Here is a 13,372-nt window from a genome sequence, read left to right as displayed (position 1 = left end):
TCCCCCGTTCACGGGGGAGGGGGACCGCCCGAAGGGTGGTGGAGGGGGCGCGCCAAGCGTGGTGGAGGGCGCCCGGCCTCGGTCGTCCGGGCTCCGCCCTCCTCGCCCGCCCCCTACGGCGCCGGCGACAGCCCGTCGCGCTGGTAGCGGCGCTGGAGCCACAGGAACACGAAGCCGACGATCGGCAGCAGGATGTCGGTCCAGAAGATGATGCCGGCATTGCCGGGGGCGAAGTTGTGGGCGGTGATCATCTGGTAGATGTGGCCGCAGGCCGCCCCCCAGAGAAAGAGCGCCGGACCGAGGATCGCCGCGAGCCGCATGTCGAAGCTCCGCCACGTGGCGAGGAAGCCGACCGCCGCGAAGCCGAGGCTGGCGAAGCCGACCTCGTACTGGAACGGCGAGTTGGCCCAGCCGATGAAGCTGGCCGCCATCTCGGCGAACACCGTGTGCATCACCGCGTTGTAGAGGTAGCTGGCGCCGATCGAGAAGAACAGGAACCACTTGAACAGCGCCTCGACCACCACCGGCGCGGTGCGCGGCGCCGGCCTGCGGGCCAGCGACACGGCCGAGAAGACCAGCCCGATGACGAAGAAGGTCAGGGTGAAATTGCCGAGGACGAATCCGATGGCGCTGTCCATGGCCGGGCGTCTCCTGTGGCGGGAAGCGCCAAGCATGGCAGCGCCGCCCTAACGGGAGGTTTAGGCGATGCACGGGCCTGTCTTGTTTCCCGGTCGGGCCAAAGGCCCTCCCCGCCTCTTGGCCCGCTTCCCGGTCGGGCTGTCAGCCCTCCCCGCCTCTTGGTGAACCGCACCTAAACGCCCGGTTCCGGGCCGGTTCAGGCCGGCGGCGCGATCATCGCCGGACAGTCACCGCAGGAGGGAAAGATGACCGCCACCGTTTCACAGCCGCGCAAGATCCGCCCGACGCCGAAGCCCAGCCTGGTCGACCGCTACCGGCCGATCGGCATCGCCTCGGTGGTGGCCGCCGCGATGATGCAGGGCCAGCTGCAAGGCGCCTGACCGGGATGCGGGGGGAAACGGCGCGTAGCCGCCCCGCGCCTCAGTCGTCGTTGCTGGCGTTGAGGTCCTCGACCGGGATTGCCGCGGCCTTCTTCTTGGCCCGCGGCTTGGCCTTCTTCTTCGGCGGCTCGGCCGCCTTGGCGACGCGGTCGGCTTCCTCCTTGGCAAGACGCAGCGCCCGCAGCCGCTCGGTCTTCTCGTCGACCCGCTTCGCCTCCGCCGCCGCCTCGTTCTGGGCCTCGGTCGCGTCCTGGGCGCGCTTCTGCGCCTTGGCGTAGCGGACCTCCGCGTCGGTCTTCGCCTTGTTGCTCACGTCTTTCGTCTCCCTGGCCGGTTCCGGCGCTATTCGGCCGCGTCGGCCGTTGCCGCGGCTGCGGACGGCTGTCCGAAGCGGCGCTCGATATAGTCGGCAACCATTTTCTGGAAGTCGTCGGCGATATTGGCGCCCCGCAGCGTCGCCGCCTTCTTGCCGTCGACGAAGACCGGCGCCGCCGGCTGCTCGCCGGTGCCCGGCAGCGAGATGCCGATATCGGCGTGTTTCGATTCCCCCGGCCCGTTGACGATGCAGCCCATCACCGCGACCTGCAGCGCCTCGACGCCGGGATATTTCTCCCGCCACACCGGCATGCTGGTCCTGAGGTCGTCCTCGATCCGCCGGGCGAGTTCCTGGAAGACCGTCGAGGTCGTCCGCCCGCAGCCGGGACAGGCGGCGACCACCGGCACGAAGGCGCGGAAGCCCATGGTCTGCAGCAGTTCCTGCGCCACCACCACCTCGCGGGTGCGGTCGCCGCCGGGCTCCGGCGTCAGCGAGATGCGGATGGTGTCGCCGATCCCCTGCTGCAGGAGGATCGACAGCGCCGCCGAGGAGGCGACGATGCCCTTCGAGCCCATGCCCGCCTCGGTCAGCCCGAGATGGAGGGCGTGGTCGGTGCGCCGGGCAAGCTCGGCATAGACGGCGATCAGGTCCTGCACCTGGCTGACCTTGGCCGACAGGATGATCCGGTCGCGCCCGAGGCCGAGTTCCTCGGCGCGGGCGGCCGACAGCAGCGCCGACTGGACGATCGCCTCGCGCATCACGTCGCGGGCCGAGCTTGGGTTGGCGCTGGCGGCGTTGTCGTCCATCAGCCGGGTCAGCAGCGCCTGGTCGAGCGAGCCCCAGTTGACGCCGATGCGAACCGGCTTGCCATGGCGGGCGGCGATCTCGATCAGGGTCGCGAACTGCCGGTCCTTCTTCTCGCCGAAGCCGACATTGCCGGGGTTGATCCGGTACTTGTCGAGCGCCTCGGCGCAGGCCGGATGCTCGGTCAGCAGCGTGTGGCCGATATAGTGGAAATCGCCGATCAGCGGCACGGTGACGCCCTGCGCCGCCAGCCGGTCGCGGATATGCGGCACCGCGGCGGCGGCCTCGTCGCGATCGACGGTGATGCGAACCAGCTCCGAGCCGGCCCGGGCCAGCGCCGCCACCTGGCGGACGGTGCCGTCGATATCGGCGGTATCGGTATTGGTCATCGACTGGACGACCACCGGCGTGTCGCCGCCGACCACGACCCCGCCGACATCGACGCCAACGGCGCGACGGCGGGGAAACGGTTCGGTCAGGTAGTCAGCCATACAAAGGCACTCGATCTATCGGGGGTGCGACGCAAGAATGCACTCGCCGCCAAAGTCGCGAATCCGCGCAAAGACTAGCACGATTCCGGGAAAACGGGGCGGCAGACCGTCTCGACATGGGGGATTTGGCCGCAAAGCGCAAGTCGGGCGCAAGGCGCGACCGCCGGCCCGGCGAAGGCCCGATCGGCCGCGGGATGCCGTGGCTTCTCCGGCGCGTGATCTAGCGGCAGCCGGCGCAGAGGCCGCGGATCTCGACGACCGGGGCCTTCGGCGCGAAGTCGACCGCACCGGTGACGTCGGCGATCAGCGCGTGAAGGGCGGCCGAGGAGGCTTCGCCGGCAGCGCCGCATTTCTCGCAAAGCAGGAACAGCGTCGCCTCGTCGTCGCAGTCGGCGCCGCGGTCGCAGGCGACATAGGCGTTGCGCGATTCGATGCGGTGGGCGAAGCGGTGCTCGACGAGGAAATCGAGGGCGCGATAGACCGAGACCGGCGCCGGCCGATGGCCGGTCTCGCCCAGCCGGTCGATCACTTCATAGGCGGAGGCGGGCACGTGGCTCTCGAGCAGCGCCGCCAGCACCTCGCGGCGGCGGTCGGTGAAGCGCAGGCCTTCGGCATCGCAGATCTCGCGCGCATGGCTGATCGCGTCCGCGGTGCAGCGGCCGTGGTCGTGCTTGCGATGCTCCAGTATCGGGCTGACGGTTGCCATGGCCGCGTCCTTGATCCTCCGGCCCGTCCATCGGGCGGGCGTTTGCCGCTATATATGTAGCACATCGGCCCGCGTCACGCGGGGATGGCGATTATGCTGCAATGCAATATATAGGGATCGGAACCGCATTTCGCGAGGAGACAATCATGCTGAAGGGCAAGACCGCACTGGTCACCGGATCGACCAGCGGCATCGGACTCGGCATCGCCCGGGCGATGGCCGCGGAGGGCGCCAACGTCGTCCTCAACGGCTTCGGCGACGCGCATGAGATCGAGGTCAACCGCAACGAGATGGCGAACGCCATGGGCGTCGAGGTCCGCTATTCCCCGGCCGACATGACGAAGCCGGACGAGATCGCCGCGATGATCGCCGATGCCGAGAAGGAATTCGGCGCCATCGATGTGCTGGTCAACAATGCCGGCATCCAGTTCGTTTCGCCGATCGATGAGTTTCCGGCGGAGAAGTGGGACGCGATCATCGCCATCAACCTCACCTCCGCCTTCCACACCATCCATGCGGCGCTGCCGGCCATGAAGAAGAAGGGCTGGGGACGCATCATCCAGACGGCGAGCGCCCATGCCCTGGTCGCCTCGCCCTTCAAGAGCGCCTATGTCGCGGCCAAGCATGGCATCGCCGGCCTGACCAAGACGGTGGCGCTGGAAACGGCGCAGCACGGCATCACCGCCAACGCCATCTGTCCCGGCTACGTCCTGACGCCGCTTGTCGAAGCCCAGATCCCGGACACCGCCAGGGCGCGCGGCATCACCGAGGAAGAGGTCAAGCGCGACGTCATGCTGGCGGCGCAGCCGACCAAGGAATTCGTCACCGTCGAGGAGATCGCCGCGCTGGCCGTCTTCCTGACCACCGACGCGGCCAGGAACATCACCGGCGCCATCCTGCCGATGGACGGCGGCTGGACCGCGGCTTGAGGAGGCGGCCCGCAGTTCACCCAATCACTTTCGCAATATCTTGTTAGTAACTTTCCACGCGTAGTATACTTTTGAGTCACGGATGTCGTCTGGCTCGGCTATTCTATCTATGATTTTTGGTATCGCCATCTTAGCGAGATGGCCAGACGTTAGCGCCCCCAAAACTATCGCAACAGTATTAGATACCCCGCTTGCCAGCACACTTGCGCCAATTCCCGCGACGCTAATCGAAAAATCTTTAGCAACGTCCCTTCGGAAGACCCTTGATCGCTTTGAGATCATTTTCTCGATTGATATTGATTCACTCTGAAGTTCTTCTGCAACATCCACTCCAGAGCGCAACCCATTCTCGATCAATTTCCGAAAATCATGCAGGTGATGCCATTCATTATCCCTAAATTTAACAACTTTATTCAGCTCTAATCCAGATATGAAGGGATAATCCACGTTGATAATTTGTCCAAATTTTTCTTCGCCGAAATAGTCCTTTAAGATATTAAATTGAAACGCGGAAGATATCATCTTATCGATGCCATATAGATTGGATATCGAGTGCGCTTTGGAGATGTCATTGGAGTGATAATGAGCAAAAGACCGGCTAACCCCCACCCTTAATACTTGATCAATATTTAATTTTTTGCCTTTCTTTAGTCCACGCGCCAAGTCCGCGCTACAAGAATAAAATGCGGTTTCGTGCCCGATGAAATCCTTATCGCCCTCGATTCGAAAATAGGCGACATTGTCACGTATTCCTTCGAATGAAACATCGACCAGATCTATATAATAATTGGCTATTTGAAAGTAAGGATCATTATCCTCCTCCGTACTTTCGTCATGAGTTAATGAATTGGCAATATTAAGCCCCTTTTGAAAGCAATTTTGACAATAATTATGCGTTGTCATATCAACAAATGTAACAATTTTTCGCTCGATCAAGGGATGTAACGCTATTATCTGCGACAGTCGGAACGAAAATTCTTCGAGTGCCTTTGAGTCGAGGTTGGCAGTCTTAGGTTTAAGCTGATGTGTACTGAACCAAGACATAGGATTAAAAAGGACGATTTCGTCTGCATACAGCGCAGCAAATGCCGAAATCTCCGCCAGTCGCTGGGTTCGGCATTCGAACTGTCCGCATGGATACGGGAACCCCGACAACGTCGAGTTAGCTACAAAGCGAAATGCACTCGGCGCGTTGGAAGGCTTGGGTAGCAAACGCTTTATTTGACTCAGTAGATCGGAAGCTTCAGCGTTTGTCAGCCGAGCCAATTGATCTCGTAAGGAGGAACGATCGCCGACTTGGGAGAGGTCAATCCTGTCGCCAATAGCGTCTATCAAAGTCATGTATGAGACCTCGTGGAAAAGTCGCTGTGGGTTGGAGTGTCCTATTCCAACTTCCAACAGTTTCGCACCTCTTACTATGCAATGATCAGTCACCAGCGGTGTCAAGTAAATTTGGTGTCCTTTCGTTCTTGAACTTCTCAAGTTGGCAAGAATTTGGAGCGAAGAGTGTCGAAGACGATTGAAGAAGGTCAGCAGGTGGCTCGTAAGGACGATGCGGCGACGAAGACGCCGCGGCCGGAGGTCAAGACCATCAACCTGGCGCTGCAGGGCGGCGGCGCGCATGGCGCCTTCACCTGGGGGGTGCTCGACGAACTGCTCGGCGACGACCGGCTCGACTTCGAGGCGATCTCCGGCACCAGCGCCGGGGCGATGAATGCCGTGGTGCTGGCCGACGGGCTGATGCGCGATGGCGCGGTCGGGGCCCAGCGGCGGCTCGCCGCCTTCTGGCGGCGGATCAGCCGCGAGGGCATGGCCGGCGGAACGGCCGGCGAGATCTTCCAGAACATCCTCGGCTTCTGGAACCTGCCGGCCTTCCCCTCCTTCCCGACCTTTCCGAGCTTCGACTACACCCATCGCTTGTCGCAGATGGTCTCGCCCTACCGGATCAATCCGCTCAACATCAACCCGCTGCGCGACCTGCTCGACCGGCTGGTCGATTTCGACCTGGTGCGCGCCAACACCGCGCTGAAACTGTTCATCTCGGCGACCAATGTCCGCGATGGCAAGATCAAGGTCTTCACCGACGACGAGGTCACCGCCGACGCGGTGATGGCCTCGGCCTGCCTGCCCTATCTCTTCCAGGCGGTGGAGATCGGCGGCGAGCACTATTGGGATGGCGGCTACATGGGCAACCCGGCGCTGTTTCCCTTCTTCACCGAGACCGAGTGCTCGGACATCCTGCTGGTCCAGGTCAATCCGGTGCGCAGCGAGGCGGTGCCGAAGACCGCCAAGGAGATCATGGAGCGGGTCAGCGAGATCACCTTCAACTCGTCGCTGCTCAGGGAATTCCGCGCCATCGACTTCGTCAATCGCCTGCTCGACGAGAACCGCATCGATCCGGCCCGCTACCGGCGCAACCGCGTCCACCGGATCGACGCCACCGAGGCATTGTCGCGCCATTCCGCCTCATCCAAGCTCGACACCTCGTGGCGCTTCTTCAAGGAACTGCACGAGGCCGGTCGCGAGGCGGCGCGCGCATGGCTCGACGCCCATTTCGACGATATCGGCGTCCGCTCGTCGCTCGACCTGCGCGCCGAATTCATGTGAGGCACAGGCCGCACCGAGCCGGATGAGGCGTTGCGGCTCGCGAGAAGCCGACGTCTCAGGCCTCGCGCTCGGCGATGAACCGCGCCGCATCGCGCAGCGTGTCCGCCGCCGGGCCGAATGGCGTCAGCGCCGCGATTCCCTCGTCCACCGTCGCCGCCAGCCGCGCCCGCGCCGCGGCGACGCCGAGGAGCGCGACCAGCGTCCGCTTGCCGCGCCCCGCATCCTTGGCTGTCGCCTTGCCGGCAATCGCCGCATCGCCGGTCGCGTCGATCAGGTCGTCGGCGATCTGGAAGGCAAGCCCGAGCGCCTGGCCATAGGTGTCGAGCCGCGCCGCATCGTCGGCGGGTGCGGCGCCGAGCCTCGCGCCGGCGGCGACCGCATGGCGGATCAGCGCCCCGGTCTTCATCGCCTGCATGGTCGTCACCGCGTCGAGTTCGACCGCCTCGCCGGCGTCGAGGTCGAGCGCCTGGCCGCCGACCATGCCGCCGACGCCGGATGCCCGCGCCAGCCCGGTGATCAGGTCGATCCGGACGGCGGGAGGGACGTCGAGCGAGGCCAGCGCGTCAAAGGCCAGCGTCAGCAGCCCGTCGCCGGCCAGGATCGCCGTCGCCTCGTCATAGCGGATATGGACGGTCGCCCGGCCGCGCCGCGTCGCGTCGTCGTCCATCGCCGGCAGGTCGTCATGCACCAGGCTGTAGGCGTGAACGCATTCGATCGCCGCCGCCGCGGTGACAACCGCCGCATCTGTTACCCCGAACAGCCGCGCCGTCTCGATCGCCAGGAACGGCCGCACCCGCTTGCCGGGGCCGAGCGCCGCATAGCGCATCGCCTCCGTGAGCCGGGCCGGCCGGATCACCTCGCCGGGGCGCGATTCAGGAGACAGCAGCCGGTCCAGCGCCGCCTCGGTGGCGTCCGCCGCCTGTCTCAGCCGTGTCTCGAACATGTCCGCTCCCCGCCCGGCACCGTCGCAAGCTGTCCCGAATGCGACCAAAGCGGCGCGCGGTCAAGCGTTGCGCAAGCCGGCGACGGCGGCTATCGCTTGGCCATGAGTCCGGCGAAAACCCCGAAATCCCGCGCCAAACCGGCCAGGGCAAAGCCTCCCGCCAGGCCGGCGGAGAAGGCGCCGACAGGCAAGGCGAATCCCCAACCCGAAGCCGGCCCGCGCTGGCGTCGCCTTTGGCGTATCCTGTTGATCGCACTGGTGATTCTGGTGGCGCTGCCGCTCCTCCTCGTACCGGTCTACCGCTTCGTCAACCCGATCGGCACCTACATGCTCTACACCCGGCTGGTCGAGGGTCCGCTCGACCGGCGATGGGTCGAATTCGACAATATTTCCAAGGCGTTGGTGGTCTCGGTCATGATGTCGGAGGACGCTCGTTTCTGCGAGGATAACGGCGTCGACTGGGGGGCGATCTCCGAGGTCGTCGAATCCCCCGGCGGCCCCTCCCGCGGCGCGTCGACCATCGCCATGCAGACGGTGCGAAACCTCTTCCTCTGGCTGTCGCGGAGCTACGTCCGCAAGGCCATCGAAATCCCCCTGGCCCTTTACGCAGACACGGTTTGGGGCAAGCGGCGGGAGATGGAGCTTTACCTCAACATCGCCCAATGGGGCCCGCGGATCTTCGGCATCGAAGCGGCGGCGCAGCACTATTTCGGCCGACCCGCAGCCGATCTCACCGCCCGCCAGTCGGCTCTTCTCGCCAGCGCCCTGCCCAATCCCCTGGCCCGCAATCCCGCCCGTCCGTCGAAGCTGATGACGTCGCTGGCGCGCACCATCGAGGCCCGCGCAAGACTCGCCGGGCCCTATATCGTTTGCCTCTACCCCTGAGTCTGCGTATAAGCGCCGCAACCTTTGATCATTTCGAGGACAAGAGATGGCAGTCCCCAAGAGAAAAACCTCGCGCATGAAGCGCGGATTCCGTCGTTCGACCGATGCTTTGAAGAAGCCGAGCTACGTCGAAGACAAGGATTCCGGCGAGCTTCGCCGTCCGCATCACATCGACCTGAAGTCGGGCATGTATGGCGGCCGGCAGGTGCTGGAACCGAAGAGCGACAGCTGATTACGGTCCCTGGCCGACAGGAATGAAGAGGCCGGCGTCACGCCGGCCTTTTTTGTCGGATGCGGCGGCGCTAGCATCGCGCCGCGCCGGATTCGCGAAGCACCGAAGGTGGAACCATGATCACCGCCATACCCCTGACCATCGTTCCCCTGATCCTGTTCAACATCCTGGGCTATGCCGGCGTCGACTGGTCCGACGAACTCTTCGGCATCGTCATGGTGTCCGGCGCCCGCTGGGCGCTGACCCTCGGCGACCTGATGATCACCCTCGGGATCGTCATCCTGTTCCTCGAGGTGCTGAAGTCTGGACGGACCTCGACGGCGACGGTCACCAATCACATACTTTCGACGGTTGTATTGATCGTCTATGTCATTGAATTGATTGTGGTCGGTTACTGCGCCAACTCGGTTTTCTTCGTCCTGACCCTGATCGCGCTGTTCGACGTCGTCGCCGGCTTCTCCATCACGATCCGCACCGCCTCCCGCGACGTCACCTTCGGCCAGGGCTTCGACGGCGGGCCGTAGTCAGCCGTCCCTCGCTTTGTTTCCCTTATGACGGGTTTCTTGGCGCTTCCTTAACCCATGGTCGCCATAGTGCCGCACGCATGTACAGGGCGCTGTCGGATCGTGCCGGGCTGGAGGACGTCGTGGTCGAACCAACGATGACGGCGGCACGGGATATGTCGCTTCCCTGCGACGAGATCCTCGCGGCCGTCGGTCATGTCGTCTACGACTGGTCGCTCGACGACGACACCATGCGCTGGGGCCCCAACGCCCTGGACGCGCTCGGCATCGGCACCCTCGACCGGATCACGACGGGCCGCGCTTTCGCCGCCCTTGTCGATCCGGGCAGTCTTGCTACCCGCTACGACGCCATTCACGACGGATCGAGCGACGCCGGCGGCGGTGTCGCCTTCCAGGTCCAGTATTCGCTTCTCCCGGAGGGCCGGACGAGCGAGCGCCAGTTGTGGATCGAGGAGATCGGCCGCTGGTACGCCGGCAAGGACGGCAAGCCGCACCGTGCCCATGGTATCATGCGCGTCATCAACGAGCGTTATGAGCAGGAGCAGCGCCTCGCCTATCTCGCCCGCCACGACGAACTGACGGACTGCTTCAACCGCGGCCACCTGCTGGCGACGCTCGACCAGACCCTCGCCGAAACCGGCTCGTCGCCGAAGCCCCTCGCCTTCTTCATCGTTTCCATCAGCAACCTGCGGGCGATCAACGAAGCCTATGGCTTCGATGTCGCCGAGAAGACCTTCGCGACAGTCGCCCGCCGCATCAAGGCGTGTTTGCGCGACGGCGACGCGATCGGCCGTTTTTCGAGCCGCAAGCTCGGCATCATGCTGGTGCATTGCGAGGAGGACGACATGCGGGCCGCGGCGGAACGTGTTCGCGCCGCCGTGCGCGACGACGTGATCGACATCGGCGACGAGTCGCTGGCCGTCACCGTGTCGATCGGCGGCGTCGGCCTGCCGCGCTACGGCCGGACCGCCAGCGAAGCGGTCGCCAACGCGCTTTCCGCGCTGCACGCATCGCGCCGCCTGGGCAGCGAACGCTTCGCGGCCTACAAGCCGTCGGCCGGAAGCCAGGCCGACCGCAAGCTCGTCGCGTCGCAATCGCGCGCCCTTGCCGCGGCCCTGGCCGAGCGGAAGGTGAAGCTGGTCTTCCAGCCGGTGGTCGCCATCGGCACCCGCAAGCCCCTGTTCTACGAGGCACTCGCCCGGGTCGAGCATCCGGACGGCACCGTGGTCGAGCCGGCCCGCTTCATCGCCCTGGCCGAGCGCATTGGCCTGGTCAGGATGATCGACGACCGGGTTCTCGAACTCGCCCTCGACACGCTGTGCGAAAGGCCGGACATCCACCTGTCGATCAACGTCTCGGCTGAAACGATCGGCGACAGCGAGTGGACCGCGCGCCTCTCGCACCGCCTCGCCGCCCGATCCGACCTTGCTCCCCGGCTGATCGTCGAACTCACCGAGTCGATCGCCATCAACAATGTCGAGGAAGCCGCCACCTTCGTCGGGATGTTGCACGGCCATGGCTGCCGGGTCGCCATCGACGACTTCGGGGCCGGCTTCTCGTCCTTCCGCAATCTCAGGCTGCTGGCGGTCGATTTCTTCAAGATCGACGGCTCGTTCATCGAGAACCTGCCGGCGAACAGCGACGACCGGACCTTCGTCAGGGCGCTTGCCGAACTGGCGCGCAGCTTCAAGGTGCCGGTCGTGGCCGAATGGGTTCAGGACGAGGAAACCGTCGCCCTGCTTGCCGATTGGGGGATCGATTGCATCCAGGGCACGCTGGTCGGCGACGTCGGCGATCAGCCGGGCAGTCCCCAGCCGTAGCGGCGTCCGTCCGCTACTTCTTCTTTTCCGACATTTTTTCCAGGCGTTCCTGCACGGCGTCGAGCTGGCGGCGAAGCGCCTCGATATCGGCGCCGCCTTCCGCTTCGCCGGCCTTGTCGGACGTCGCGGCGGTCGGCGTGTCCTCGCGACCACCGGTGGCGCCACCGCCGAACGGCAGGAACATGCGCATCGCCTGCTCGAACATCTCGGTATTGCGGCGCACCTGGTCGCCGACGACGTCGAGCGCGCCGGGACCGAAGGCATTGGTCATCTGGCTGCGCATCTTCTCCTGATCCCGCGCGAAGGAATCGATCGAGAAATTGAGATAGGTCGGAACCAGGTTCTGCATCGAGTCGCCGTAGAACCGGATCAGTTGCCGGAGAAAGGCGATCGGCAGGAGGTTCTGGCCCTTGTTCTCCTGCTCGAAGATGATCTGGGTCAGCACCGACCGGGTGATTTCCTCGCCGGTCTTGGCGTCGAAGACGACGAAGTCTTCTCCCGCCTTCACCATCTCGGCCAGGTCCTCAAGCGTTACGTAAGTCGAGGTCCCCGTGTTGTAGAGCCGCCGGTTGGCGTACTTCTTGATCGTAGTTGGCTCTTTTTCCGCTGTCATGTCCGACGCCACTCACACGTAGACTGAAATCCCGCAAGGGATCGACCCAATCCGGACGCGACAAATACGCGACCGGCTCTCCCACGGGATTGACGATAGAAGCTTTTTTGCAGGCTCGCCAATTATTTGTGCGATGCCATATTAGAAGCAGCGGGCGTCCGTCGCATTGACAGCGGCTTGGGGCGCGGGCTGTAGTCGATTCTGAAATCGCTTCCGGCCGAGCGCGGCCAGACAGGAGAATTCTCGCAATGAGCACCAGTGACATCGTCATCGCCGGCGCGGCCCGGACCGCGGTCGGCGCCTTCAACGGCTCCTTCGCCAACACCCCGGCCCATGAACTCGGCGCCACGGCGATCAAGGCCGCGCTGGAGCGCGCCGGCGTCGCGCCCGACGAGGTCGACGAGGTCATTCTCGGCCAGATCCTGACCGCCGGCCAGGGCCAGAACCCCGCCCGCCAGGCGGCGATCGCGGCCGGCATCCCGGCCGAGAAGACCGCCTGGGGCCTCAACCAGCTCTGCGGCTCGGGCCTGCGCAGCGTCGCCGTCGGCATGCAGCAGATCGCCACCGGCGATGCCGACATCATCGTTGCCGGCGGCCAGGAATCGATGTCGATGGCGCCGCATTGCGCCCATCTGCGTTCGGGCGTGAAGATGGGCGACTTCTCGATGATCGACACGATGATCCGGGACGGCCTGTGGGACGCCTTCAACGGCTACCACATGGGCAACACGGCGGAGAATGTCGCCCGCGAGTTCCAGATCACCCGCGAGGACCAGGACCAGTTCGCAGTGAAGTCTCAGAACAAGGCCGAGGCCGCCCACGGCGCCGGCCGGTTCAAGGACGAGATCGTCCCCTTCACCATCTCGACCCGCAAGGGCGACATCGTCGTCGACAAGGACGAGCACTTCAGGCCCGGCACGACCATCGAGTCGGTCTCCAAGCTGCGCCCGGCCTTCGTCAAGGACGGCACTGTGACCGCCGGCAACGCCTCCGGCCTCAATGACGGCGCGGCGGCGATCGTCGTGATGAGCGCCGACAAGGCGGCATCGCGCGGCATCGAGCCGCTGGCGCGGATCGTCTCCTGGGCGACCGCAGGCGTCGATCCGGCGGTGATGGGCACCGGACCGATCCCCTCGTCGCGCCGCGCCCTGGAGAAGGCCGGCTGGAAGGTCGAGGATCTCGACCTGATCGAGGCCAATGAGGCCTTCGCCGCCCAGGCATGCGCGGTCAACAAGGACCTCGGCTGGGACCCCGACATCGTCAACGTCAACGGCGGGGCGATCGCTCTCGGCCATCCGATCGGCGCCTCGGGCGGTCGCGTCCTGGTGACGCTGCTCCACGAGATGCAGAAGCGCGATGCCAAGCGCGGCCTGGCGACACTGTGCATCGGCGGCGGCATGGGCATCGCCATGTGCATCGAGCGATAGGCGACAACGAAGACTGACTGCAATGACAAGAAGACCACAACAACGACGGGGAGGAC

General features: G+C 64.7%; 15 protein-coding genes. 8 read left to right on the top strand and 7 right to left on the bottom strand.

What is annotated here, in order from left to right; genetic code table 11:
- Nucleotides 1-113 precede the first annotated feature (113 nt).
- Nucleotides 114-638, bottom strand: a complete 525-nt coding sequence (locus tag BLT60_RS10195; RefSeq protein ID WP_090876302.1) for a DUF6790 family protein — start codon at nt 636-638, stop codon at nt 114-116.
- Nucleotides 639-884: 246 nt separating this feature from the next.
- On the opposite strand from BLT60_RS10195, the gene BLT60_RS24935 reads away from it, so the two are divergent.
- Nucleotides 885-1,019 (top strand): hypothetical protein, encoded by a 135-nt coding sequence (locus BLT60_RS24935; RefSeq protein WP_280138919.1) that lies wholly within the window; start codon nt 885-887, stop codon nt 1,017-1,019.
- A 40-nt stretch (nt 1,020-1,059) separates the two neighbouring features.
- Here BLT60_RS24935 and BLT60_RS10190 read toward each other — a convergent pair whose 3' ends face one another.
- The 3 genes from BLT60_RS10190 to BLT60_RS10180 all read right to left on the bottom strand — a co-directional run bounded on the left by BLT60_RS10190 (nt 1,060) and on the right by BLT60_RS10180 (nt 3,336).
- On the bottom strand, nt 1,060-1,332 hold the full coding sequence (locus BLT60_RS10190) for a hypothetical protein (protein WP_090876301.1): 273 nt from the start codon (nt 1,330-1,332) through the stop codon (nt 1,060-1,062).
- Nucleotides 1,333-1,361: 29 nt separating this feature from the next.
- Nucleotides 1,362-2,630, bottom strand: coding sequence for a flavodoxin-dependent (E)-4-hydroxy-3-methylbut-2-enyl-diphosphate synthase (ispG, locus tag BLT60_RS10185; RefSeq protein ID WP_090876300.1), 1,269 nt, complete (start codon nt 2,628-2,630; stop codon nt 1,362-1,364).
- Between the two features lie 220 nt (nt 2,631-2,850).
- Nucleotides 2,851-3,336 (bottom strand): Fur family transcriptional regulator, encoded by a 486-nt coding sequence (locus BLT60_RS10180; RefSeq protein ID WP_090876299.1) that lies wholly within the window; start codon nt 3,334-3,336, stop codon nt 2,851-2,853.
- 146 nt (nt 3,337-3,482) lie between these two features.
- Between BLT60_RS10180 and BLT60_RS10175 the strand changes: the two genes are divergently transcribed.
- Nucleotides 3,483-4,265 (top strand): 3-hydroxybutyrate dehydrogenase, encoded by a 783-nt coding sequence (locus tag BLT60_RS10175; RefSeq protein WP_090876356.1) that lies wholly within the window; start codon nt 3,483-3,485, stop codon nt 4,263-4,265.
- A gap of 24 nt (nt 4,266-4,289) precedes the next feature.
- Here the strand turns inward: BLT60_RS10175 and BLT60_RS24020 are convergent, their stop codons facing one another.
- Nucleotides 4,290-5,606 (bottom strand): hypothetical protein, encoded by a 1,317-nt coding sequence (locus tag BLT60_RS24020; protein ID WP_139167798.1) that lies wholly within the window; start codon nt 5,604-5,606, stop codon nt 4,290-4,292.
- A 165-nt stretch (nt 5,607-5,771) separates the two neighbouring features.
- Here BLT60_RS24020 and BLT60_RS10170 point away from each other — a divergent pair, with 165 nt between their 5' ends.
- Entirely contained in the window at nt 5,772-6,872 is a 1,101-nt protein-coding gene (locus BLT60_RS10170) for a patatin-like phospholipase family protein (RefSeq protein WP_244521207.1), read from the top strand.
- Nucleotides 6,873-6,927: 55 nt separating this feature from the next.
- On the opposite strand, the gene BLT60_RS10165 is transcribed toward BLT60_RS10170, so the two are convergent.
- A complete protein-coding gene (locus BLT60_RS10165) occupies nt 6,928-7,815 on the bottom strand; it encodes a polyprenyl synthetase family protein (RefSeq protein ID WP_090876298.1) in 888 nt (295 codons plus the stop codon).
- Between the two features lie 246 nt (nt 7,816-8,061).
- Here BLT60_RS10165 and BLT60_RS10160 point away from each other — a divergent pair, with 246 nt between their 5' ends.
- The 4 genes from BLT60_RS10160 (at nt 8,062) to BLT60_RS10145 (ending at nt 11,276) form a co-directional block, all read left to right on the top strand.
- A complete protein-coding gene (locus BLT60_RS10160; RefSeq protein WP_244521206.1) occupies nt 8,062-8,700 on the top strand; it encodes a biosynthetic peptidoglycan transglycosylase in 639 nt (212 codons plus the stop codon).
- A gap of 46 nt (nt 8,701-8,746) precedes the next feature.
- The gene (gene rpmF / locus BLT60_RS10155) at nt 8,747-8,932 is read left to right on the top strand and encodes a 50S ribosomal protein L32 (protein ID WP_090876296.1); all 186 of its coding nucleotides are present in this window, start codon (nt 8,747-8,749) and stop codon (nt 8,930-8,932) included.
- Between the two features lie 116 nt (nt 8,933-9,048).
- Nucleotides 9,049-9,456 carry a hypothetical protein gene (locus BLT60_RS10150; protein ID WP_090876295.1) on the top strand — a complete coding sequence of 136 codons (408 nt, stop codon included), beginning with the start codon at nt 9,049-9,051 and terminating at the stop codon, nt 9,454-9,456.
- Between the two features lie 122 nt (nt 9,457-9,578).
- A complete protein-coding gene (locus tag BLT60_RS10145; protein WP_175478372.1) occupies nt 9,579-11,276 on the top strand; it encodes a bifunctional diguanylate cyclase/phosphodiesterase in 1,698 nt (565 codons plus the stop codon).
- A 13-nt stretch (nt 11,277-11,289) separates the two neighbouring features.
- Here the strand turns inward: BLT60_RS10145 and phaR are convergent, their stop codons facing one another.
- Nucleotides 11,290-11,889, bottom strand: a complete 600-nt coding sequence (gene phaR / locus BLT60_RS10140; protein WP_090876293.1) for a polyhydroxyalkanoate synthesis repressor PhaR — start codon at nt 11,887-11,889, stop codon at nt 11,290-11,292.
- A gap of 248 nt (nt 11,890-12,137) precedes the next feature.
- On the opposite strand from phaR, the gene BLT60_RS10135 reads away from it, so the two are divergent.
- Nucleotides 12,138-13,316 carry an acetyl-CoA C-acetyltransferase gene (locus tag BLT60_RS10135; RefSeq protein WP_090876292.1) on the top strand — a complete coding sequence of 393 codons (1,179 nt, stop codon included), beginning with the start codon at nt 12,138-12,140 and terminating at the stop codon, nt 13,314-13,316.
- Nucleotides 13,317-13,372: the final 56 nt, after the last annotated feature.

It is taken from the genome of Bauldia litoralis, assembly GCF_900104485.1.
Lineage (GTDB): Bacteria > Pseudomonadota > Alphaproteobacteria > Rhizobiales > Kaistiaceae > Bauldia > Bauldia litoralis.
The sequence above is the reverse complement of the archived record's forward strand: the minus strand, read 5'-3'. Positions and strand labels throughout refer to the sequence as shown.

Excerpts from the sequence above, each read along its gene's own strand:
- ispG (WP_090876300.1), bottom strand. The coding sequence starts at position 2,630 with ATGGCTGACTACCTGACCGAACCGTTTCCCCGCCGTCGCGCCGTTGGC.
- BLT60_RS10180 (WP_090876299.1), bottom strand. The coding sequence starts at position 3,336 with ATGGCAACCGTCAGCCCGATACTGGAGCATCGCAAGCACGACCACGGC.
- BLT60_RS24935 (WP_280138919.1), top strand. The coding sequence starts at position 885 with ATGACCGCCACCGTTTCACAGCCGCGCAAGATCCGCCCGACGCCGAAG.
- BLT60_RS24020 (WP_139167798.1), bottom strand. The coding sequence starts at position 5,606 with ATGACTTTGATAGACGCTATTGGCGACAGGATTGACCTCTCCCAAGTC.
- rpmF (WP_090876296.1), top strand. The coding sequence starts at position 8,747 with ATGGCAGTCCCCAAGAGAAAAACCTCGCGCATGAAGCGCGGATTCCGT.
- BLT60_RS10165 (WP_090876298.1), bottom strand. The coding sequence starts at position 7,815 with ATGTTCGAGACACGGCTGAGACAGGCGGCGGACGCCACCGAGGCGGCG.
- BLT60_RS10150 (WP_090876295.1), top strand. The coding sequence starts at position 9,049 with ATGATCACCGCCATACCCCTGACCATCGTTCCCCTGATCCTGTTCAAC.
- BLT60_RS10135 (WP_090876292.1), top strand. The coding sequence starts at position 12,138 with ATGAGCACCAGTGACATCGTCATCGCCGGCGCGGCCCGGACCGCGGTC.
- BLT60_RS10175 (WP_090876356.1), top strand. The coding sequence starts at position 3,483 with ATGCTGAAGGGCAAGACCGCACTGGTCACCGGATCGACCAGCGGCATC.
- BLT60_RS10195 (WP_090876302.1), bottom strand. The coding sequence starts at position 638 with ATGGACAGCGCCATCGGATTCGTCCTCGGCAATTTCACCCTGACCTTC.
- phaR (WP_090876293.1), bottom strand. The coding sequence starts at position 11,889 with ATGACAGCGGAAAAAGAGCCAACTACGATCAAGAAGTACGCCAACCGG.